Genomic DNA, 24,593 nt, shown 5'->3' with positions numbered 1-24,593 from the left:
GAGTTCCGGGGAGTAATGGTGTCCGTCCGCAGCGATGACCACGCGATCGATCCGGCCGACGGCCCCGAGGCAGGGATCGAGGGCCCCGGCTCGGATGTCGAAGGCCTCGGCTCGGAGGTCGAAGGCCCCGGCGCGGGGGTCGAAGGCCTCGACGGGCTCACGCTCCCGGGCGTCTTCGCGGCCGCCGTGAGCGCGGCGCCGGACGCGGTCGCCCTCACCGACGGGGAACGCTCACGCACCTGGCGCCAGTGGCAGGCGGAGGTCGACGCGCTGGCCCGCGGTCTGCAGGCGCTGGGGGTCGGGGTCGGCGAGGTGGTCGCCGTCCAGCTGCCGAACTGTTGGGAGTTCCAGAGTCTGCACCTGGCCGTCGCGGCCGTCGGCGCTGTCATGATGCCCGTTCACCAGGGCCATGGCAGCGCCGACGTGCGTGCGCTGCTGGAGCGGGTGGACCCGGTGCTGGTCGTGCTGCCGATCGAGTCGGAACACGCGGCGGACCACGGGCGCGCGCTGCGCGAGGCACTGCCGTCGCTGCGGGCCGTGCTGGTCGCCGGGGAACGTGGGGATGAACGTGGGGAGGGCGGCGTCGAGCAGTTGCTCACGCGTTGGCTCGGCAGCTCGCCGCATCCGGTCGACGTCCGGCCGCAGATGCCGTTCGTGCTGATCCCCTCCTCCGGGACCACTTCGGCGCGGCCGAAGATCTGCCTGCACAGCCACGACGGCCTGCTCTCGAACACCGCGGCCGTCACGGCGCAGGCCACCGACGCCTTCACCGAGGCAGTTCTCACCGCCTGCCCGCTGACTCACCTGTTCGGCCTGCAATCGATCCACTCCGCGCTCTTCCGCTCCTGCCGCCAGGTGCTGCTGCGCGGCTGGGACCCGGACCGCTTCCTCGCGCTGGCGCGGGCCACCGGGCCGAGCGTCGTCTTCGCCGTACCCGCCCAACTGCACGACATCGTCGGGAGGTTGGCGGAGGAGCAGCAACCCGCCGGGTTCCGTCCGGTGGAGGTGCGGACCGCCGGAGCGGCGATCCCCGGCGCACTGGTCGCGCAGGTCCGCCGGGCGCTGGACACCGCCCTGGTGGTGGTCTGGGGGATGTCCGAACTCGGCACCGGCACCTGCACGTTGGCCGGCGACCCGGCCGAGGTGGCCGCCCGCAGCGTCGGACGGCCGACCCGTGGCGCGCGGGTGCGGATCGTCGACGAGGACGGCTCGCCGTGCCCGGCGGGCGCCTCGGGCGAGCTGCAGTACCGCAGCCCGGGCATGTTCCTCGGCTACTACGGAGAACCGGAGTTGACCCGCTCGGCGCTGACAGCGGACGGCTGGCTGCGCACCGGCGACCTCGCGAGCCTGGACGAGGACAGCCGGGTCCGTTTCGACGGGCGCTCGGCCGAGCTGATCAACGTCGGCGGACGGAAGTTCAACGCCACCGAGATCCAGGGCCTGCTGGCCGACCTGCCCGGCATCGGCCCGCTCGCCGTGGTCGGTCTGCCGGACGAGCGGCTGGGCGAACTCCCCTGCCTGGTCCTCACCGACCGGGCGGACGCGGCGATCGGCCTCACCCGGGTGACCGAGTTCCTGCGCGAGCGCGGGGTGGCCGACTACAAGATCCCACTGGAACTGGTGACGGTCGACGACCTCCCCCGCACCCCGGCGGGCAAGCTCCACCGGCGGGCGCTGGAGGCGCAGTTGGCGAGTGGCACGGTCCCCGCTGTGGCCCCCGTCGGCGGGCGGGCGGGCGGCGGGCGGGCGGGCGGCGGGTGGTCGGGCAGCGGGCGGTCAGGCGGCGGGTGGTCGGGCGGCTTCGGCGAGGCGCTGGACCTGGTCCGGGCCTGTGTCGCCGCGGTGCTGGCGGACGGGTCCGCGCCGATCCGCGCCGACGCCACCTTCCGCAGCCATGGCCTGGACTCGATCCTGAGCATCCGGCTGCGCAACCTGCTGGTCGAGGCGACCGGGCTGGCGCTACCGGTCAGCCTGGCCTTCGACGCGCCCAGCCCGTCCGCCGTCGCCCGGCTGCTGACCGGCGGCGGGACGGACGAGGACGCCGAGGAGATCGGGGAAGGTACGGTCGGCGAGCCGGTGGCCATTGTCGGGATGGCCTGCCGACTGCCCGGCGGGGTGACCTCCCCCGACGAGCTGTGGACGCTGCTCGCCGAGGAAACCGACGCGATCAGCGGCTTCCCGACCGACCGCGGCTGGGAGTTGGACCGCCTCTTCGATGACGACCCGGAGCACCGCGGCACCTCCTACGCCCGCGAGGGCGGCTTCCTGCACGACGCGGCCTGCTTCGACGCCGCCTTCTTCGGACTCTCCCAGCGCGAGGCGCTGGCCACCGACCCGCAGCAGCGACTGCTGCTCGAGACGGCCTGGGAGGCGCTGGAGCAGGCCGAGATCGACCCGACGAGCCTGCACGGCACCCGCACCGGTGTCTTCACCGGCGCGATGTACCACGACTACGCCACCGACGCGCCGTCCAACGCATTGCCCGGCGCATTGCCCGGCTCATTGTCCGGCGTGGACGAGCTGGAGGGGCTGATGACGATCGGCACCGCCGGCAGCGCGCTGGCCGGGCGGATCTCGTACACCTTCGGCCTTCAGGGCCCGGCGCTGACGGTGGACACCGCTTGCTCCTCCTCGCTCGTCGCCCTGCACCTGGCCTGCCAGTCGCTGCGCTCGGGCGAGTCCTCGCTCGCGCTGGCCGGTGGGGTCGCGGTGATGGCGACGCCGACGTCCTTCGTGGAGTTCTCCCGGCTGCGCGGGCTTGCCCCCGACGGGCGGTGCAAGTCCTTCGCGGACGCCGCCGACGGCGCGGGCTGGTCGGAGGGCGTCGGCCTGCTCGTCCTGGAACGGCTGAGCGACGCCCGGCGCAACGGGCACCGGGTGCTCGCGCTGGTGCGCGGCAGCGCCGTCAACCAGGACGGCGCCTCGAACGGCCTCACCGCGCCCAACGGCCCGGCGCAGCGCCGCGTCATCCGCCGGGCGCTGGCGGACGCGCGGCTGACGCCCGCGGACGTGGACGCGGTGGAGGCGCACGGCACGGGCACCCGGCTGGGTGACCCGATCGAGGCGCAGGCGCTGCTCGCAACGTACGGGCAGGAGCGCTCCGAGCACCGGCCGCTGCTGCTCGGCTCGGTGAAGTCCAACATCGGCCACACCCAGGCCGCCGCCGGCGTCGCCGGGGTGATCAAGACGGTGCTCGCGATGCGGCACGGCGTGCTGCCGAGGACGCTGCACGTGGACGCGCCGTCCTCGCGGGTGGACTGGTCGGCCGGGTCGGTTGAACTGCTGACGCAGGCCCGGCCGTGGCCCCGGGAGGATGGCCGGACCCGACGGGCGGGGGTGTCCTCGTTCGGGATCAGCGGGACCAATGCGCACGTGATCCTGGAGGAGGCCTCCTCGGCCTCAGTCTCGGTCTCGGACTCGGTGGACGGGGACGGCGTCGTCCCGCTGGTGCTGTCCGCGCGCGGCGGGCCCGCGCTACGGGCGCAGGCCCGTCGGCTCGCGGCGCACCTGGCAGCGCGGCCGGAGCTGTCCCCCCGCGACCTCGCCCACGCACTGGCCACCACCCGGGCGCTGCACGACCACGGCGCCGTCGTGCTCGGCCGGGGCCGGGAGGAGCTGGCAGCTGCACTGGAGGCACTCGGCGCGGACGAGAGCGCGGCGGGGAGCGGGGCGGGAAGCGGGGCGCTGGCGTTCGTCTTCACCGGGCAGGGCAGCCAGCGGCTCGGCATGGGTCGTGAACTCGCCCGTGCCTTCCCGGTGTTCGAGGCGGCGCTGAGCGAGATCTGCGCCATGCTGGACCCGATGCTGGAGCGGCCGCTGCGCTCGGTGATGTGGGCCGAACCCGGGACGGCGGATGCGCAGTTGCTGGACGGCACGGGCTACGCGCAGCCCGCCCTGTTCGCCTTCGAGGTCGCACTGTTCCGGCTCTTCGCGTCCTGGGGCGTGTCCCCCGGCCTGCTGGCCGGCCACTCGGTGGGCGAGATCGCCGCCGCGCACGTGGCGGGGGTGTTCGCGCTGCCGGACGCCTGCGCGCTGGTGGCAGCACGCGGGCGGCTGATGCAGGCACTGCCGGCGGGTGGCGCGATGGTGGCGGTGCAGGCAAGCGAGGAGGAAGTCCTACCGCTGCTCGGTGAGTTCGTCTCGCTCGCGGCGGTCAACGGCCCGCGCTCGGTCGTGCTGTCGGGCGCGGAGCAGCCGCTCGCGGAGCTGACCGAGCAGCTCACCGCCGCCGGGCACCGGACCAAGCGGCTGACCGTCAGCCATGCCTTCCACTCACCGCTGATGACCCCGATGCTGGCCGAATTCCGGGAGGTGGTCGGCACGTTGACCCTCAGCGCACCGACCGTCCCGCTGGTCTCCGGCCTGACCGGCCGCCAGGTGAGCGAACAGGAGGCGAGCGACCCCGGCCACTGGGTGCGCCAGGTGCGCGAGCCGGTCCGCTTCCTGGACGCCGTGCGCCGGCTTCAGCGCGAACGGGCCGAGACTTTCGTCGAGTTGGGCCCGCTGGCTGCCCTCACGCCGATGCTCGACGAGTGCCTGGCGGACGCCGTCGAAGCGGGCGGGCCGGTCGTGGTACCGGCGCTGAACAGCGGGGGCGACGAGGAGCGGTCGGTGCTGGCAGCGGTCGGGCGGCTGCACCTGCGCGGGGCGCCCGTCGCATGGGGAGCGGTGCTGCCCGGGGCCCGGTCGGTCCCGCTGCCCACGTATCCGTTCCAGCGGCAGGCGTACTGGCTCGCCTCCGGCTTCCGAGCGGCCGGTGCATCGGTGGCGGACGATCCGTCGTCGGAGCAGCCGTCCCCGTCCCTGGCGAGCAGGCTGTCCGGTCTCGGCGAGGACGAGCAGCTGGCCCTGCTGCTGCGCCTGGTGCTGACCCAGACCGAAGCAGCACTCGGGGGAAGGGAGTTGAGCTCCTCCGACGCCACCCAGCCGTTCTCGGGCCTGGGCGTCAACTCGGTGAACGCCATCGAACTCCGCAACCGGATCATCGCGGCCACCGGCCTGCGGCTGCCCGCCACCCTGGTCTTCGACCACCCGACCCCCGCCGCCATCGTCCGGCTCGTCCGGGCGGAACTCACCCGGCACAGCGCGGGATCGGGCTCGGCCTCGGCATCGACCCCCCGATCCGCCGCCGAGCTGATGGACGAGCTGGAACTCCTGCTCGCGGCCGGCGAGGGCGCCGACCCGGACACCGCCGGCCGGCTCAGGAACCTCGCACGGCAGTGGGCCCCGGCCCCGTCCGTCGCGGACGGCGGCGTCGACCTTGACGCCGCCACGGACGAGGACCTCTTCCGTCTGATGGACGCCGCCAACGACTGACTGCCTTTCCACACCCAGGAGTTGAGCGGGCCCGGCGGCCTTCGGGCCGTCGGGCCCGCGCCGTCTCCCCCCCCCAATCGATCCACCGAACCACTCAACAGCAGGAGGTCATCCATGACCAGGCTCACCCCACCTCCCCCACCGGAGGTCATGATCGAGGCCCACGAGGTGAGCAAGGTGTACGGCACCGTGCGCGCACTGGACTCGGTGAGCGTCTCGGCGAACCGAGGGACCGTACTGGCTCTGCTCGGTCACAACGGCGCGGGCAAGACCACGCTCGTCGGCATCCTCACCGCCGCCCTGCCGCCCACCTCGGGCCGGGCCGCCGTCGCCGGGTTCGACGTGGCCCGCCAGCCCCGCGAGATCCGTCAACGCATTGGCCTCACCGGCCAGTTCGCCTCGGTCGACGGCCAGCTGAGCGGGCGGGACAACCTCGTCCTGCTCGCCCGGCTGCTGGGCGCGGGCCGCAAGGCCGCCCGGAGTCGGGCAGATGAGCTGCTGGAACTGTTCTCGCTCGGCGACGTCGCCGGCCGTCGGGCGCAGACGTACTCCGGCGGCCTGCGCCGGCGGCTCGACCTGGCCGCCAGCCTGGTCGGACACCCCGAGGTGATCTTCCTGGACGAGCCGACCACCGGTCTCGACCCCTCCAGCCGGATCAACCTGTGGGAGATCGTGGAGGGCCTGGTGGCCGAGGGGACCACCGTCCTGCTCACCACCCAGTACCTCGACGAGGCCGACCGGTTGGCGGACTCGATCGCCGTGCTCTCCTCCGGCGCGGTGATCGCCAGCGGCACCGCGGCCGAGCTGAAGGCCAGCGTCGGCCAGCGCACCGTGACCGTCACGCTGGACGGCGCCGACGACCCGGCCGCCGCCGTAGCCGCACTGCGGCAGGGCGGCATGGAGCCGGTGACCGGTCGCCAGGACGGCGCGATCGTCATCCCGATCGAGGCCTCGCGCGACATCGCGGCCGTGGTCCGGGCGCTCGACAACGTCGGGATCGAGGCCGCCGAGCTGTCGTTCGGCGAACCCAGCCTGGACGACGTCTACCTCACCCTGGCCGAGCAGCCCGCCCGGCTCACCTCCTCGTCCCTCGCCCTGGGAGCGGCCGTATGAGCACAACCACCACCGAAGCCGCTGCTCCCGCGACCCGGGCCGCGGTCCCCAGCACGCCGCAGTGGAACGGCAGTTCGATGTTCCATCAGATCCGGGTGCTCACCGGGCGGTCGCTGCGCGCGCTGGTGACCGACCCGGGTGTGGTCCTGTTCGGGCTGCTGCAACCGGTGATCGTGCTCTTCATGCTGACCCAGGTGTTCAGCAAGATGGGACCGCCACCGCACTTCCCGCACGGGATCAGCTACCTGGACTACGTGCTGCCGGCGGTCCTGATCGACAACGCCGTACAGTCCGCCGTGCAGTCCGGGGTCGGCCTGGTCGAGGACCTGAAGAACGGGATCGTCGCCCGGCTGCGCTCCCTGCCGATCGTGCCCAGCTCGCTGCTGATCGCCCGGAGCATCGCCAACCTGGTGCGCAGCGCCGTCCAGGCCGTCATCATCCTGGCGCTGGCTGTCACCGTGCTCGGCTACTCGCCGCACGGCGGACTGGCTCAGGTGGCGGCCTCGGTCGGCCTGACGCTCTTCATCAGCTGGTCGCTCGGCTGGGCGTTCATCGCGGCGGGCGCCTGGCTGCGGCGCTCCGAGCCGATGCAGAACCTCGCGATCATCGCGGTGCTCCCGATGATGTTCGCCTCCAGCGCCTACATCCCGATCGCCGACCTGCCGAGCTGGCTGGGCGCCGTCGCCCGGGTCAACCCGCTGACCTACGCGATCAACGCGACCCGCGCCCTCGCACTCGGCATCCCCGGCGCCGGCGACGTGCTGCCGGCCCTGCTGTTCGGCGGCCTCATCGCCGCGATCGGCGCCACCCTCGCGGTGTACGGCTTCCGCCGGCCGATGTAGCACCAACTCCCCTGCTGCACACAGCCCCTGGGGCCCGGCTTCGTGAGAAGCCGGGCCCCAGGGGCTGTGCGGTGTGCTTCAGGCCGTTACGACAGGCCCAGCTCGTTGTCGAAGAGGTCGAAGACCTCGTCGTCGGAGGCGGAGTCGAAGTCGAACGCGTCACTGCTGTCGCGGTCGGTGGCGGTGCTGGTGCCGGTGTCCCGGAGGGCTCCCCACTTGGCCTTGAGGACGTCCAGTCGGCCGGCGACCTGCTCGAACGCCTCCTCGCTGACCTCCAGCTCCGCGAACGACCGCTCCAGCTTCTCCAGTTCGGCGAGGATCGCCGCCGGACCGGTCGGCGACTGCGGCGCCAGCTCGAGCTGGGTGAACAGGTGGTCCACCAGCTCGACGGGCGTCGGGTAGTCGAAGACCAGCGTGGCCGGCAGTCGAACCCCGACCAGCGCACCCAGGCGGTTACGCAGCTCGATCGCCGTCAGCGAGTCGAACCCGAGGTCCTTGAAGGCCAGTTCGGGAGCCACGTCGGCCGCGTTGCTGTGCCCGAGCACGAGGGCCACCTGACCGCAGACCGCCTCGAGCAGCGCGTCGTGCCGCTCGGCCTGCGGCAGCGCGGACAGTCGGCGTACCAGGTCGGGCGTCGAACCGGCGCCCCCTGCACTCGCGCTGCGGCGGGCGGGCGTGGTGATCAGTCCGCGCAGCAGCGGGGGAACCTCGCCCTGGGCGCGCAGGGTCGCCAGGTCCAGGCGGACCGGCAGGACGCTCGGCTCGGCGCCGGCCACGGCCGTGTCGAAGAGCGCCAGGCCCTGCTCGGGAGCGAGCGGCGGCATCCCCGAGCGTGCCATCCGCTGCGCCTCGGCCTCGGTCAGCTCGCCGGTCATACCACCGCCGGTGCTGGTCCAGGGACCCCAGGCGAGCGAGACGCCCGGCAGGCCCTGTGCCTGGCGGTGGCGGGCGAGCGCGTCCAGGAAGGCGTTGGCGGCGGCGTAGTTGGCCTGGCCCGGGTTCCCGAGCGTGCCGGCTGCCGAGGAGAAGAGGACGAAGGCGTCGAGCGGGAGGTCCTTGGTGGCCTCGTGCAGGTTCCACACCGCGTCCACCTTGGGCCGCAGCACGGCGGCCAGGCGGTCGGGGGTGAGAGCCGGGACGACGCCGTCGTCCAGAACGCCGGCCGTGTGGACCACCGCGCGCACCGGGTGACGGGACACCAGAGCCGTGACGGCGTCCGGGTCGGCCACGTCGCAGGCCTCGACGACCGCGTCGGCGCCGAGGGCGGCCAGCTCGGCCACCAGCTCCGCCACACCGTCCGCCGCAGGGCCTCGACGGCTGACCAGCAGGAGACTGCGGACACCGTGCCCCACCACCAGGTGACGGGCGACGAGACGGCCCAGACCACCCGTGCCGCCGGTGACCAGGACCGTGCCGGCGGTGTCCCAGGCCGGTGCGGCAGCATCGGACGCCGGCACCCGTGCCAGGCGCGCCGCCAGGACCTCGCCGGCGCGCAGCAGCAGCTGCGGCTCTTCCGAACCCAATGCCTTGGCGGCGTCTGTGGCGTCGTCCTCGGCGTCGTCCAGGTCCACCAGGGCGAAGCGGCCCGGGTTCTCCGACTGCGCCGAGCGCACCAGACCCCACACCGCGGCCCCGGCCAGATCCGCACCCGACACCGCACCACGCGTCACGAAGACCAGACGCGAGGCGGCGAACCGCTCCCCCGCCACCCACTCCTGGAGTGTGCCCAGCACCCGCGCCGTCAGCGCGTGCACCGACTCGATGAGAGCACCGGAACCACAGACCCGGACCACGACCACCGGCGGCACGTCGACCAGCGAAGAGAGGTCGTCGACCTCCAGGTAGGAGACAGCGGCGGGAGCCGCGATCGGCGTCCAGTCCAGCTGGAAGAGCGAGTCCCGGGTGAGCGGGTCGGTCGCGCCCAGCTGTTCGGCGGAGATCGGGCGGACCAGCAGCGACTCGACGGACGCCACCGGCGCACCCGCCGTGTCCGCGAAGGCCAGCGACAGCGTGCCGCCGGGCGAGCGGCTCAGCCGCACCCGCACCGCCGAGGCACCCGTCGCCTGCAGCGACACCCCCGTCCAGGAGAACGGCACCCCGCCCTCACCCTCACCACCAAGGAACAGCGCGGCATGCAGAGCCGAGTCGAACAGCGCCGGATGCAGACCGAACGCACCACCCTCCACACCCTCCGGCAGCACAACCTCCGCGAACACCTCCTCCCCGAGCCGCCACACCGCCCGCAACCCCTGGAACACCGGCCCATACGCGAACCCACCATCGGAGAACCGCTCGTACGCACCCTCGACGGAGACCGACTCCGCACCAACCGGCGGCCACACCGACGCGTCGAAGTCGTTCGGCGCCGCACCGGCGGACCCCAGCACACCACTAGCATGCAGCGTCCAGGCCACCTGCGGGCTGTGCGCGGGCCGGGAGTGCACGCTGATCGCGCGACGTCCGGACTCGTCGGCCGCGCCGACACCCACCTGCAGCTGAATGCTGCCCTGCTCCGCCAGGACCAGCGGCGCGGCGAGCGTCAGCTCCTCCACCAGGTCGCAGCCGACCTCGTTGCCGGCCCGGATCGCGAGTTCGACCAGCGCCGTCCCCGGCACCAGCACCGAACCCATCACCCGGTGGTCCGCCAGCCACGCATGCGACTGCAACGACAGGCGACCGGTCAGCAACAGCCCGTCGGAGCCGGCCAGCTCCACCGAGCCTGTGAGCAACGGGTGTTCGGCCGATTCGAGGCCCGCAAAGCGGATGTCGCCCGCGCGAACCGCCGAGCCGGCCGGCCAGAAGCGCTGGTGCTGGAACGCGTAGGTCGGCAACTCGACCTGGCGGGCGCCGGTTCCGGCGAAGAGGGCCGCCCAGTCGACCTTCGCACCGTGTACGTGGAGGGCAGCCATCGCGTGGACAGCGGTGGCCTCCTCGGCCCTCTTCCTGCGCAGCAGCGGGACGAGCAGGGCGTCGTCGGTGGTCGACTGCTGGGCCAGCGCGGAGAGGACGCCGTCGGGGCCAAACTCCAGGAAGCGGGTGACTCCTTGGGTGGTGAGAGTGCGGATGCCGTCGGCGAAGCGGACGGCGTGGCGGACGTGGTCCACCCAGTACTGCGGGGAGCAGAGCTGCTTGGGCGTGGCGAGTTCGCCGGTCAGGTTCGAGACGACGGGCAGGGTGGGCGCGTTGAACGCGAGGCTGGCGACGACCTGGCGGAAGTCCTCCAGCATCGGGTCCATCAGCGGGGAGTGGAAGGCGTGCGAGACGCGCAGGCGGTTCGTCTTGCGGTCCGCGAAGCGGGCCAGGACAGCGTCAACGGCGTCCTCGGTGCCGGAGAGCACCACGGAGGACGGGCCGTTGACGGCGGCGAGGGAGACGAACTCGGTGAGCAGCGGCAGGACTTCGTCCTCCGTGGCCTGTAGCGCGACCATCGCGCCACCGGCGGGCAGCGCCTGCATCAGGCGACCACGGGCTGCGACCAGCGCGCAGGCGTCTACCAGCGAGAGCACCCCCGCGACGTGCGCGGCAGCGATCTCGCCGATCGAGTGGCCGGCCACGAAGTCCGGCCGGATGCCGAAGGACTGGACGAGGCGGAAGAGCGCCACCTCGACGGCGAAGAGCCCCGCCTGGGCGAAGTCGGTCCGGTTCAGCAGCTCCGCGTCCTCGCCCCACACGACGTCGCGAACGGGTGCGTCAAAGCCCGCGCACACAGCGTCGAAGGCCTGCGCGAACACCGGGAAACGGCTGTGGAGTTCACGGCCCATCCCGAGTCGCTGCGAGCCCTGGCCGGAGAACAGGAACGCGGACTTTCCGCCACGCGCCAACCCTTCGACCACCCCGGCGACCGGTTCGCCGGCGGCGAGCGCCGACAGCGCGAGCAGGGCCTCGGCGCGGTCTGCTGCGACGACCACCGCGCGGTGCGCGAAGAGCGGGCGCGAGGTGACCAACGAGCGGCCCACGTCAGCTGGTTCGAGGTCCCCGGCGTGCGCGAGCAGGCGCGCGGCCTGAGCGCGCACTGCAGACTCCGTGCGACCCGACAGCACCCACGGCACCACACCCGCCTCGACCGACGCCGCCTCGACAGCGGGCTCGAACTCGGCCTGCTCAAGGACGACATGAGCGTTCGTCCCACTGATGCCGAAGGACGACACACCCGCGCGGCGCGGACCCATGCCCTGCGGCCAGTCCGTCCGCTCGGTCAGCAGCTCGACCGCACCGGCTGACCAGTCCACGTGCGAGGACGGCGCGTCCACGTGCAACGTGCGCGGCAGCACGCCGTGGCGCATCGCCATCACCATCTTGATCACACCCGCCACACCGGCTGCCGCCTGAGTGTGGCCGATGTTGGACTTCAACGAGCCCAGGAGAAGCGGACGTTCACGATCCTGCCCGTAAGTTGCGAGCAGCGCCTGCGCCTCGATCGGGTCGCCCAGCGTCGTCCCCGTCCCGTGTGCCTCCACCGCATCGACGTCAGCCGTCGACAGACCGGCAGCCGCCAACGCCTGGCGGATCACCCGCTGCTGGGACGGACCGTTCGGGGCCGTCAGGCCGTTGGAGGCGCCGTCCTGGTTGACCGCGCTGCCGCGCAGCACGGCGAGCACGCGGTGCCCGTTGCGCCGCGCGTCCGACAGACGCTCCAGCACCACCATTCCGATGCCCTCGCCCCAGCCCACACCGTCTGCCGCCTCGCGCGAAGGCCTTGCAGCGGCCGTCCGGAGAGAGACCGCGCTGACGGGAGAACTCGACGAACGTGCTCGGCGTGGACATCACCGTCACACCACCGGCCACCGCGAGCGAGCACTCGCCCGTGCGCAGAGCCTGCGCCGCCAGGTGCATAGCGACCAGCGACGACGAGCAGGCGGTGTCCACGGTCACCGCGGGGCCCTCAAGGCCCAGCGTGTACGACACTCGACCCGAGGCCACGCTGCCCGCGCTGCCCGCGCCCTGGTGACCCTCGAACTCCGGTCCGCCGAGCAGGTTGGCGTAGTCGTTGTACATGACGCCGGCGAAGACGCCGGTCTGGCTGCCCCGCAGCGACACCGGGTCGATCCCGGCCCGCTCGACGGCCTCCCAGGTCGTCTCCAGCAGCAACCGCTGCTGGGCATCGGTCGCCAGCGCCTCGCGCGGGCTCATCCCGAAGAACGCCGGGTCGAACTGCCCTGCCTCGCGCAGGAATCCGCCCGAACGGGTGTAGGAGGTGCCCAGGTGCTCCGGGTCGGGGTTGAAGAGCGCCTCCACGTCCCAACCGCGGTCGGTCGGGAAGCCGGAGATCGCGTCCACGCCGTCCGAGACCAGTCGCCACAGGTCCTCCGGCGACTCGACGCCACCGGGGTAGCGGCAGGCCATCCCGACGATCACCACCGGGTCGTCGGCGAGAGGCGCCAACGAGCGGACGGGGACGGCCGGTTCGGGCTGGGTGCCGAGCAGTTCGTCCAGCAGGTAGCCCACCAGCATGTCCGCACTCGGGTAGTCGAAGACCACCGTCGCCGGCAGCCGCAGGCCCGTCACCGTGCCCAGCCGGTTGCGCAGCTCGACCGCCGTCAGCGAGTCGAAGCCGAGATCCTGGAACGCCCGCGTCGGATCCACCGTCTCCGACCCCGCGTGGCCGAGGACCAGAGCGATCTGGCCGCGCACCAGGTCGAGCAGCACCTCGCGCTGCTCGATCGTGCCCAGGCCGGACAGGCGCTGGGCGAGATCGGCCCCCGCACCAGTCGCGGCGGCTCGGCGGACCGGCGTACGGATCAGTCCGCGCAGCAGCGGGGGCACCTCACCCTGGGCGCGCAGGGTCGCCAGGTCCAGGCGGACCGGCAGGACGCTCGGCTCGGCGCCGGCCACGGCCGTGTCGAAGAGCGCGAGCCCCTGCTCGGGGGCGAGCGGCGGGACTCCCGCCCGGGTCATGCGCTCAACGTCGGCCTCGGTCAGCTCGCCGGTCATACCGCCGCCGGTGCCGGCCCAGGGACCCCAGGCGAGCGAGACGCCCGGCAGGCCGCGCGCCTGGCGGTGGCGGGCGAGGGCGTCCAGGAAGGCGTTGGCGGCGGCGTAGTTGGCCTGGCCCGCGCTTCCGAAGGTCCCCGCGACCGAGGAGAAGACGACGAAGGCCGACAGCGCGAGATCTCGCGTTGCCTCATGCAGATTCCACGCCGCGTCCACCTTCGGGCGCAGCACGCCCGCCAGCCGCTCGGGCGTCAACGCCGACACCACACCGTCGTCCAGAACGCCCGCGGTGTGCACTACCGCGCGCACCGGGTGACGGGACACCAGAGCCGTGACGGCGTCCGGGTCCGCCACGTCACACGCCTCGACGACCGCGTCGGCGCCGAGGGCAGCCAGCTCGGCCACCAGCTCGGCCACACCCTCCGCCGCAGGGCCGCGACGGCTGACCAGCAGGAGACTGCGGACACCGTGCTCAGTGACCAGGTGACGCGCGACAACCCGGCCCAGACCACCCGTGCCGCCGGTGACCAGCACGGTACCCTCGCCGTCCCAGGCCGCTGCGGCAGCATCCGACGCCGGCACCCGCGCCAGGCGCGCCGCCAGGACCTCGCCGCCACGCACCCACAACTGCGGCTCCTGCGACCCCAACACCCCGGAGGCGTCGTCCGCATCACCGTCCACATCCACCAGGCCGAAACGGCCCGGGTTCTCCGACTGCGCCGAGCGCACCAGACCCCACACCGCAGCCCCGGCCAGATCCGCACCCGACACCGCACCACGCGTCACGAACACCAGACGCGACCCCGCGAACCGCTCCCCCGCCACCCACTCCTGCACCAGACCCAGCACCCGCGCCGTCAACGCGTGCACCGACTCGATGAGAGCACCGGAACCACAGACCCGGACCACCACCACCGGCGGAACATCCACCAGGGTGGAGAGGTCCTCGACCTCCAGGTAGGAGACCGCCTCAGGCACAGCGACCGGCGTCCAGTCCAACCGGAAGAGCGCATCACGTGCCACCGCACCCGCACCGGTCAGCTGCTCGGCCCGCACCGGGCGGACCAGCAGCGACTCGACGGACGCCACCGGCGCACCCGCCGTGTCGGCGAAGGCCAGCGAGAGCGTGCCGCCGGGCGAGCGGCTCAGCCGCACCCGCACCGCCGAGGCACCCGCCGCGTGCAACGACACCCCCGTCCAGGAGAACGGCACCCCGCCCTCACCCTCACCACCCAGGAACAGCGCGGCATGCAGAGCCGCATCGAAGAGCGCCGGATGCAGACCGAACGCACCACCCTCCACACCCTCCGGCAGCACAATCTCCGCGAACACCTCCTCCCCGAGCCGCCACACCGCCCGCAACCCCTGGAACACCGGCCCATACACGAACCCACCATCGGAGAACCGCTCGTACGCACCCTCCACCGACACCGGCTCCGCACCAACCGGCGGCCACACCGACGCGTCGAAGTCGTTCGACGCCGCACCGGCGGACCCCAGCACACCACTTGCATTCAGCGTCCACACCTGCTCGGACGCACCGTCGACACACGAGTGGACAGTCACCGCCCGACGACCCGAACCGTCCAGCTCACCAACCCACACCTGCACCCGCACACCACCCGCAGCCGGCAGCACCAGCGGCGCGGCAAGCGTCAACTCCTCCACCAGGTCACACCCGACCTCGTCGCCTGCCCTGAGGGCCAGCTCGACCAGCGCTGTCCCCGGCACCAGCACCGAACCCAGCACCACGTGATCCGCCAGCCACGCATGCGACTCCACCGACAGACGACCCGTGAACAGCAGCCCGTCGGAGCCGGCCAGCTCCACCGAGCCCGTGAGGAACGGGTGTTCGGCGGACTTCATGCCGACGGACTCGGCCGTTCCGGCAAACGCCATGGCCGTCGACCAGTACCGCTGATGCTGGAACGCGTACGTCGGCAGCTCGATCCGGCGGGCGCCCGTTCCTGCGTAGAACTCGGCCCAGTCGACCTTCACGCCGTGCACGTGCAGCCGTGCCAGCGCGTCCACAGCCGCCGATTCCTCACTCCGGCCCTTGCGGAGCACCGGGACCAGCACTGCGTCCTCGTCCGCTGACTCCTCAGCCAGCGCGGAGAGCACGCCGTCCGGGCCGAGTTCCAGGAAGCGGGTCGTGCCGAGCGCGTGCAGGGTCCGGATGCCGTCAGCGAAGCGGACGGCATGGCGGACGTGGTCCACCCAGTACTGCGGCGAGCGCAGCTGCTCGCCAGTCGCCACCTCACCCGTCAGGTTCGACACCACGGGCAGCGACGGCGCATTGAACGCCAGACCCTCCAGCACCGCACGGAACTCGTCCAACATCGGGTCCATCAGCGGCGAGTGGAACGCGTGCGACACCCGCAGGCGGCTCGTCTTACGGTCCGCGAAGCGGGCCAGGACGGCCTCCACGGCGTCCTCGGCCCCGGAGAGCACCAACGAGGACGGGCCGTTGACGGCAGCGATCGAGACGAACTCGCTGAGCAGTGGCAGGACTTCGTCCTCCGTCGCCTGCACCGCCACCATCGCGCCACCGGCCGGCAGCGCCTGCATCAGCCGACCGCGCGCCGCCACCAGGGCACACGCGTCCGCCAGCGAGAACACCCCCGCGACGTGCGCCGCAGCGACCTCGCCGATCGAGTGACCCGCCACGAAGTCCGGCCGCACACCGAAGGATTCCAGCAACCGGTACAGCGCCACCTCCACCGCGAACAACCCCGCCTGGGCGAAGTCCGTCCGGTTCAGCAGCTCTGCGTCCGCACCCCACACGACATCGCGGACCGACGCGTCGAAGCCCGCGCACACCGCGTCGAAGGCCTGCGCGAACACCGGGAAACGGCCGTACAGTTCACGGCCCATGCCGAGCCGCTGCGACCCCTGCCCCGAGAACAGGCAGGCCAGCAGTCCGCCGCCGCCCGTCCCCGTAGGCTGATCGCCACGGGCCAACGCGGCCAGTCCGGCCAGGAGTTCGTCACGGTCGGCGGCAACGACCGCCGCGCGGTGCTCCAGGGCAGCCCTGGTCGTAGTCAGCGAGTAGGCGACGTCGAGCGGGCGGAGGGTGTCCTCGCGCTCGACCCGTGCGAGCAGGCGCTCTGCCTGGGCCCGCAGGGCCTGCGGCGTCGCGCCGGAGACCAGCCATGGCAGGACCGGGGTCAGGCCGCTCGCCGGCTCGGCCGGCGGCAGCGATACCGACGGCGACCCCGGCAGCGACACCGACACCGGCGCCACTGCGGGCGCCTCCTCCACCAGGACGTGCGCGTTGGTGCCGCTGATCCCGAAGGACGACACGCCCGCGCGCCGCGGCCGGTCGCTCGCGCCCCACTCCCGGGCCTCGGTCAGCAACTCGACCGCGCCCGCCGACCAGTCGACCTGGTTGCTCGGCTCGTCGACGTGGAGCGTCGCCGGGAGCAGGTCGTTGCGCATCGCCATGACCATCTTGATCACCCCCGCGACACCCGAAGCAGCCTGCGTGTGACCGATGTTGGACTTGATCGACCCGAGGAGGAGGGGCCGGTCCCCCGGCCGGTTCCGGCCGTAGGTCGCGAGCAGCGCCTGCGCCTCGATCGGGTCGCCCAGCGTCGTCCCCGTGCCGTGCGCCTCGACCGCGTCGATCTGGTCGGCGGCGAGTCGGGCGTTGGCGAGCGCCTGCTTGATCACGCGGCGCTGCGAGGGTCCGTTGGGGGCGGTCAGGCCGTTGCTGGCACCGTCCTGGTTGACGGCCGAGCCGCGGATCACCGCGAGCACCGGGTGGCCGTTGCGGACGGCGTCCGACAGCCGCTCGACGACGAGGAAGCCCGCGCCCTCGGCAAACCCGGTGCCGTCGGCGGCCGAGGCGAACGCCTTGCAGCGCCCGTCCGTTGCGAGCGCGCCCTGGCGGCCGAACTCGACGAACACACCGGGCGTCGCCATCACGGTGACGCCGCCGGTCAGCGCGAGCGAGCAGTCGCCCTGGCGCAGGGCCTGGACGGCGAGGTGCAGCGCGACCAGCGAGGACGAGCAGGCGGTGTCCACCGCCACGGCCGGTCCTTCGAGCCCGAGCTTGTAGGACACCCGGCCGGGGACCACGCTGCCGTTCCCGTCACTGCCGGGGTAGTCGTGGTACATCACACCGGCGAACACGCCGGTTCGGGTGCCGCGTAGCGAGGTCGGGTCGATGCCCGCCCGCTCCAACGCCTCCCAGGAAAGTTCGAGCGTCAGGCGCTGCTGCGGATCCATCGCCACCGCGTCGCGCGGGGAGATCCCGAAGAAGTCCGGGTCGAACTCCGCTGCGTCGTACAGGAATCCGCCCTCGCGGGTGTAGTACGCGTCCGGGCCGTCGGCGTTCGGATCGCGCAGGGACGACAGGTCCCAGCCGCGATCGTTCGGAAGCGCCGAGATCGCGTCGCCGCCGGACATCACCAGCTGCCACAGCTCCTCCGGGGTCGTCACACCGCCCGGGTAGCGGCAGGACATCCCGACGATGGCGATCGGCTCGTGCTGGGTCGCGACGAGCTTGCGGTTGTGCGCGCGCAGCCGGTCGGCGTCGTCGCGCGCCGCGCGCAGCGCGTCGCCGTCGCCCTCGTCGCCACCGTCGTCGTCCGGAGCCGAGGAGACCGTACGGACCTCCGCCAGTTCGAGGAGGCTGTCCATCAGCCCCGCGTCGCGCAGGCGGCTGGTCGGGATCGACTGCAGAGCCTGCCGGATCGCGTCCTCGCCACCGCCGCCCGCTGTCGTCGACCACAGCTCCTGAGTGAGGTGGTCGGCCACGGTGCGGGCGTTGGGGTAATCGAAGGCCAGGGTGGCCGGCAGGCGCAGGCCGGTGAGGATGTTCAGCTGGTTGCGCAGTTCGGTGGCGGCCAGGGAGTCGAAGCCGAGCTCCTGGAACGCCCGGTCCGGCTCGATCGCCTCGGCCGAGGCGTGCCCCAGCACTGCGGCGACCTGCGCACGCACCAACTGGAGTACGGCCCGGTCCCGTTCGGCGGCAGGCAGGTCGGCCAACCGTTCGCCCAGCGTGCCGGCCGGGGCGACGGAAGCCGTCGCCGCGCGCCGCACCACCGGCGCCAGGCCGCGCAGCAGGGCGGGGACCTCGTCGGTCCGGGCCCGCAGGGCGGCCGCGTCCACCCGGATCGGCACCAGGTTGGCGCGATCGGAGCGGAGACCGGCCGCGAACAGCGCCAGGCCCGCCTGGTGGGTCAGCGCCGGGACGCCCTGACCTGCCATCCGCTTCCGGTCGACGTCGCGCAGCAGCTCGCCGAGTCCGGCCCCGACCTCCCAGAGGCCGAAGGCCATCGAGGTCGCGACCAGGCTCTCGGCACGACGCTGCGCCGCCAGACCGTCCAGGAAGACGTTCGCCGCCGCGTAGTTGCCCTGGCCCGCCGTCAGAACGAGACCGCCGGCGGAGGAGAACAGCACGAACGCCGCCAGGTCCATCCCCCGCGTCAACTCGTGCAAGTACCAGGCCGCATCAGCCTTCGGCGCCAACACCGCATCGATACGCTCCGGCGTCAGCGCACCCACCAGCGCATTGTCACCCACCCCGGCCGCGTGCACGACACCGGTCAGCGAGCGGCTGGCGACGATCCCGTCGACCAGACCAGACAGCGCGTCACGGTCCGACACATCACACGCCAACACCTCGACGCCCGCACCCAGATCGGACAGCTCCGCCGCCAACTCCCGTGCGCCAGGAGCCTCCAGGCCACGACGGCTGGTCAGCACCAACTGCCGCACCCCGCAGGCGGAGACCAGATGACGGGCCACCACCGCGCCCAGACCACCCGTACCACCCGTCACCAACACCACACCCTCGGCGTCGAACACGACCTCCGAGGTGCCCGGCGCCAGACGCACCAGACGCGGCACCCACACCTCACCGGCGCGCACCGCACACTCCGGCTCACCCAACCCCACAGCCATCAAGACGTCGTCGGTGTCGGCGTCGGTGTCCAGCAGCAGGAAGCGGCCCGGGTTCTCCGCCTGCGCGGACCGCACCAGGCCCCACACCGGAGCCTGCACCACATCCACACCCGCACCCTCGACCACCGCCACCGCACCCCGCGTCAGCACCACCAACCGCGAAGCCGCAAACCGCTCATCAGCCAACCAGGCCTGCAACACCCCCAACACCCGGTGCGTCACCACACGTACCCCCGACGGCACATCCGCCGACGGATCGGTGCTGCAGTCCAGCACCACCACCTCCGGCACCGCACCCGACGCCGACAACTCCTCCCACCGAACCCACGAGAACCCAGCACCGTCACCCGACGGCACCACCGACCACTCCACCCCGAACAACGGATCCACCGAACCGCCGGCACTGGAAGCCAGTTGCTCCACCGAGACCGGACGGCTCACCATCGAGCCGACCGAGAGCACCGGCCGGCCGGCCACATCGGCCACCTCCAGCGCCCACCCGGCGTCGCCCACCCGCGACAGCCGCACCCGCACCGCCGACGCACCCACCGCGTGCAGGGACACACCGGTCCACGCGAAGGGGATAGCCGTCTCGCCCGAACTCGTCAGGATCGCCGCATGCATGCAGGCGTCGAGGATGGCGGGGTGAAGACCGAATCGCCCGGCCTCGTCAGCCAGTTGCTCCGGCAACGCGACCTCGGCGAACAGCTCCTCCCCGCGCCGCCAGACGGCCCGCATCCCCTGGAACACCGGCCCGTAGCCGAACCCGGCCGCTGCAAAGCCCTCGTACGCGCCCTCGACGGAGACCGGCTCGGCCCCGACGGGCGGCCAAGCGCTCAGGTGGCCCGCCGCTGCCGGAACGGCAGTTCCGGGCGTCAGGAAGCCGGACGCGTGACGCGCCCACGCCTCGCTCTGCCCGCCGCCGTCCGGACGGGAGTGCACGGCCACGCTCCGGCGGCCGGAGCCGTCGGGTTCACCGATCCACACCTGCACCTGCACGCCGCCGTGTTCGGGCAGCAGCAGCGGTGCGGCGAGCGTGAGTTCCTCGACCGCCTCGCAACCGACCTCCGTACCGGCTCGCAGGGCGAGTTCGAGCAGCCCGGTGCCCGGCACAAGCACCCGGCCGAGTACCGCGTGGTCCGCGAGCCACGGGTGCGACTCCAGGGACAGGCGACCGGTGAAGAGGTACCCGTCCGTGTTGACCAGCTCGACGGCCGCACCCAGCAACGGGTGGTCCGCCGACCCGACGCCGACCGAACTCAGGTCCCCCAGCGGGCCCGTGGCGTCCAGCCAGTACTCCTGGCGCTGGAACGCGTAGGTCGGGAGGTCGACGGGCCGGACGCCGGCGGCGGGGAAGAGCCCGCGCCAGTCCACGGCAGCGCCGACCGTGTGCAGCCGTCCGACTGCCGTCACCAGCGTGCCGACCTCGTCCCGGTCCCGGCGGCAGACCGGCACCAGCAGGGCGTCGGCGGCCCCCTCGTCCAGGCAGTCCTGGACCATGCCGGTGAGCACCGCCTCCGGCCCGATCTCCAGGAACCGGGTCGCACCGAGCGCGTGCAAGGTCCGGATGCCGTCGGCGAAGCGGACGGCGTGGCGGACGTGGTCCACCCAGTACTGCGGCGAGCGCAGCTGCTCGCCGGTCGCCACCTCACCCGTCAGGTTCGACACCACGGGCAGCGACGGCGCCTTGAACGCCAGACCCTCCAGCACCGCACGGAACTCGTCCAACATCGGATCCATCAAGGGCGAGTGGAACGCGTGCGACACCCGCAGGCGCGTCGTCTTACGGTCCGCGAAGTGGACCAGGACGGCATCCACGGCCTCCTCGCTCCCAGACAGCACCACGGAGGACGGGCCGTTGACGGCAGCGATCGAGACGAACTCGCTGAGCAACGGCAGGACTTCGTCCTCCGTCGCCCGCACCGCCACCATCGCGCCACCGGCAGGCAGCACCTGCATCAGACGGCCACGGGCCGCCACCAGAGTGCAGGCGTCCGCCAGCGAGAACACCCCCGCGACGTGCGCCGCAGCGACCTCGCCGATCGAGTGACCCGCCACGAAGTCCGCCCGCACGCCCCAGGATTCGAGCAGCCGGTACAGCGCCACCTCCACCGCGAACAACCCCGCCTGGGCGAAGTCCGTCCGGTTCAGCAGCTCCTCGTCCGCACCCCACACCACGTCACGGACCGACGCGTCGAACCCCGCGCACACCGCGTCGAAGGCCTGCGCGAACACCGGGAAGCGGCCGTACAGTTCACGGCCCATGCCGAGCCGCTGCGACCCCTGCCCCGAGAAGACGAACGCCGTCGACTCGCTGCTGCGCGCGGACGCCGTGAAGACGCCGGGTGCGGAGTCGCCCCGAGCCAGGGCGCGCAGGCCGTCCAGCAGCTCGGCAGGTTCAGTGCCGACCACCACCGCGCGCCGTTCGAGGGCCGCACGGGTGGTCGCCAGCGCGGCGGCCGTCTCCGACGGCGTCAGCGCCGGGCGGGACTCGACAAACGCGAGCAGGCGGTCGGCCTGGGCCCGCAGGGCCTCCGGCGTCGCCGCCGACACCAGCCACGGCACCGCCCCCGGGGACTCGGTCAACTGCCCGACGGGCGCAGGCTGCTGCGCTCCCTGTTCGAGGATCACGTGGGCGTTGGTGCCGCTGATGCCGAACGCCGAGACACTCGCGCGCCGCGCGCGGCCGGTCTCCGGCCAGTCCGTCCGGTCCGTCAGCAGCTCGACCGTGCCCTCGGTCCAGTCCACGTGCGGCGAGGGCTGGTCGACGTGCAGGGTACGCGGCAGCACGCCGTGGCGCATCGCCAGGACCATCTTGATCACGCCGGCCACACCCGCCGCCGCCTGCGCATGGCCGATGTTGGACTTGATCGACCCGAGGAGAAGGGGTCGGTCGTCCGGTCGGTCCTGCCCGTAGGTCGCGAGCAGCGCCTGCGCCTCGATCGGGTCGCCCAAAGTGGTGCCCGTCCCGTGCGCCTCCACGGCGTCGACGTCGGCCGTCGACAGACCGGCGGCCGCCAACGCCTGGCGGATCACCCGCTGTTGGGACGGACCGTTCGGCGCGGCAAAACCGTTGCTGGCGCCGTCCTGGTTGACGGCCGAGCCGCGGATCACCGCGAGCACCTGGTGCCCGTTGTGCAGCGCGTCCGACAGCCGCTCCACGAGCAGCACACCGACGCCCTCCGACCAGCCGACACCGTCCGCCGCACCGGCGAACGCCTTGCAGCGCCCGTCCGCGGAGAGCCCGCGCTGGCGGCTGAACTCGATGAACATCCCCGGCGTGGACATCACCGTGGCACCGCCGGCCAGCGCGAGCGAGCACTCACCCGTGCGCAGAGCCTGCGCCGCCAGGTGCAGCGCGACCAACGAGGACGAGCAGGCGGTGTCCACCGTGACCGCGGGGCCCTCCAGGCCCAACGTGTACGAGACCCGGCCCGACACGACGCTGCCGCCGCTGGTACCGGACGGGTTCGTGTTGAGCGCGTAGTCGTGGTACATCACACCCGCGTACACGCCGGTCCGGCTGCCCGTGAGCGAGCCCGGGTCGATGCCCGCCCGCTCCAGCGCCTCCCAGGAGGCCTCGAGCAGCAGCCGCTGCTGCGGGTCCATGTACAGCGCCTCGCGCGGCGAGATGCCGAAGAAGGCCGGGTCGAACTGCGCCGCGTCGTGCAGGAAACTGCCCCGACGCGTGTAGCTCTTGCCCTCCTTGCCCACCTCGGGGTCGTAGAGGTCCTCGATGTTCCAACCGCGGTTGGCCGGCAGGTCCGAGACGGTGTCGCGGCCGTCCATCAGCAGCTGCCACAGCTCCTCGGGGCTGCTCACCCCGCCCGGGTAGCGGCACGCCATACCGACGATCGCGATCGGCTCGTCGTCCGAGACGGCGCGCACGACGGGTGCGTCCGGGCCCGTGGCAGTGGCGGTGGCGGTGGCGGTGGCGCCGAGCATCCCGAGGATGTGGGCGGCGACGCTCTGGGCGTTGGGGTAGTCGAAGGCCAGGGTGGCCGGCAGGCGCAGGCCGGTGAGGATGTTCAGCTGGTTGCGCAGTTCGGTGGCGGCCAGGGAGTCGAAGCCGAGTTCCTGGAACGCCCGGTCCGGCTCGATCGCCTCGGCCGAGGCATGCCCGAGGACGGTGGCGACCTGCGCACGCACCAACTGGAGTACGGCACGGTCACGTTCGCCCGCCGTCAGCCCGGCCAGCCGCTCGCGCAGGGAGCTCGTCGGCAGGGCTGAGGCCACAGCGCGGCGAGCCCTCGGCATCAGGCCGCGCAGCAGAGCCGGAACCTCGTCGGTCCGGGACCGCAGGGCGGCCGCATACACCCGGATCGGCACCACGGTGGCGCGCTCGGAGCGGAGACCGGCGGCGAAGAGAGCGAGGCCGGTGTCGTGCGGGAGGACGGGAACGCCCTGGCTCGCCAGGCGCTTGCGGTCGATCTCGGTGAGGAACTGGCCCATGCCCGTGCCGGCGTCCCAGAGGCCGAAGGCCATCGAGGTCGCGACCAGGCCCTCGGCACGACGCTGCGCCGCCAACCCGTCCAGGAAAACGTTGGCCGCCGCGTAGTTGCCCTGGCCCGCCGTCAGAACGAGACCGCCGGCGGAGGAGAACAGCACGAACGCCGCCAGGTCCATCCCCCGCGTCAACTCGTGCAAGTACCAAGCCGCATCAGCCTTCGGCGCCAACACCGCATCGATACGCTCCGGCGTCAGCGCACCCACCAGCGCATTGTCACCCACCCCGGCCGCGTGCACGACACCGGTCAACGGACGGGTGGCGACGATCCCGTCCACCAAGCCCGCCAGCGCGTCACGGTCCGACACATCACACGCCAACACCTCGACGCCCGCACCCAGATCGGACAGCTCAGCCGCCAACTCCCGTGCGCCAGGAGCCTCCAGTCCACGACGGCTGGTCAGCACCAACTGCCGCACCCCGCAGGCGGAGACCAGGTGACGAGCCACCACCGCGCCCAGACCACCCGTACCACCCGTCACCAACACCACACCCTCGGCGTCGAACACGACCTCCGAGGTGCCCGGCGCCAGACGCACCAGACGCGGCACCCACACCTCACCGGCGCGCACCGCACACTCCGGCTCACCCAACCCCACAGCCATCAAGACGTCATCGGTGTCGGCGTCGGTGTCCAGCAGCAGGAAGCGACCCGGGTTCTCCGCCTGCGCGGACCGCACCAGACCCCACACCGGAGCCTGCACCACATCCACACCCGCACCCTCGACCACCGCCACCGCACCCCGCGTCAGCACCACCAACCGCGAAGCCGCAAACCGCTCATCAGCCAACCAGGCCTGCAACACCCCCAACACCCGGTGCACCACCGCACGCACCCCCGACGGCACATCCGCCGACGGATCGGTGCTGCAGTCCAGCACCACCACCTCCGGCACCGCACCCGACGCCGACAACTCCTCCCACCGAACCCACGAGAACCCAGCACCGTCACCCGACGGCACCACCGACCACTC

5 protein-coding genes (1 of these 5 running past the window's edge) are annotated in these 24,593 nt (G+C 72.7%); 3 read left to right on the top strand and 2 right to left on the bottom strand.

Annotated features, from left to right (window positions below):
- Window positions 1–18 precede the first annotated feature (18 nt).
- The 3 genes from P3T34_RS35700 to P3T34_RS35690 all read left to right on the top strand — a co-directional run bounded on the left by P3T34_RS35700 (window position 19) and on the right by P3T34_RS35690 (window position 7,271).
- Window positions 19–5,316, top strand: coding sequence for a type I polyketide synthase (locus tag P3T34_RS35700; RefSeq protein WP_280670373.1), 5,298 nt, complete (start codon window positions 19–21; stop codon window positions 5,314–5,316).
- Between the two features lie 114 nt (window positions 5,317–5,430).
- Window positions 5,431–6,429, top strand: coding sequence for an ATP-binding cassette domain-containing protein (locus tag P3T34_RS35695; RefSeq protein ID WP_280670371.1), 999 nt, complete (start codon window positions 5,431–5,433; stop codon window positions 6,427–6,429).
- Window positions 6,426–7,271: an ABC transporter permease gene (locus tag P3T34_RS35690; RefSeq protein ID WP_280670368.1), complete on the top strand. Its 846-nt coding sequence runs from the start codon at window positions 6,426–6,428 to the stop codon at window positions 7,269–7,271. The genes P3T34_RS35695 and P3T34_RS35690 overlap by 4 nt, the downstream gene beginning before the upstream one ends.
- 86 nt (window positions 7,272–7,357) lie before the next feature.
- Here the strand turns inward: P3T34_RS35690 and P3T34_RS35685 are convergent, their stop codons facing one another.
- A complete protein-coding gene (locus tag P3T34_RS35685; protein WP_280672589.1) occupies window positions 7,358–11,815 on the bottom strand; it encodes a type I polyketide synthase in 4,458 nt (1,485 codons plus the stop codon).
- Window positions 11,739–24,593: the end of a type I polyketide synthase gene (locus P3T34_RS35680; RefSeq protein ID WP_280670366.1), read on the bottom strand. 13,752 nt of this gene lie beyond the right edge of the window; the window shows 12,855 of its 26,607 coding nt (coding positions 13,753–26,607); its start codon lies beyond the right edge, outside the window; the stop codon is at window positions 11,739–11,741. Before P3T34_RS35680 ends, P3T34_RS35685 begins: the two co-directional genes overlap by 77 nt.

The sequence above is a fragment of the Kitasatospora sp. MAP12-44 genome (assembly GCF_029892095.1).
Taxonomy (GTDB): Bacteria; Actinomycetota; Actinomycetes; order Streptomycetales; family Streptomycetaceae; genus Kitasatospora.
The sequence above is the reverse complement of the archived record's forward strand: the minus strand, read 5'-3'. Positions and strand labels throughout refer to the sequence as shown.

Bases quoted from the DNA above. Each gene is read 5' to 3' on its own strand.
- P3T34_RS35695 (WP_280670371.1), top strand. From the start codon at position 5,431: ATGACCAGGCTCACCCCACCTCCCCCACCGGAGGTCATGATCGAGGCC.
- P3T34_RS35690 (WP_280670368.1), top strand. From the start codon at position 6,426: ATGAGCACAACCACCACCGAAGCCGCTGCTCCCGCGACCCGGGCCGCG.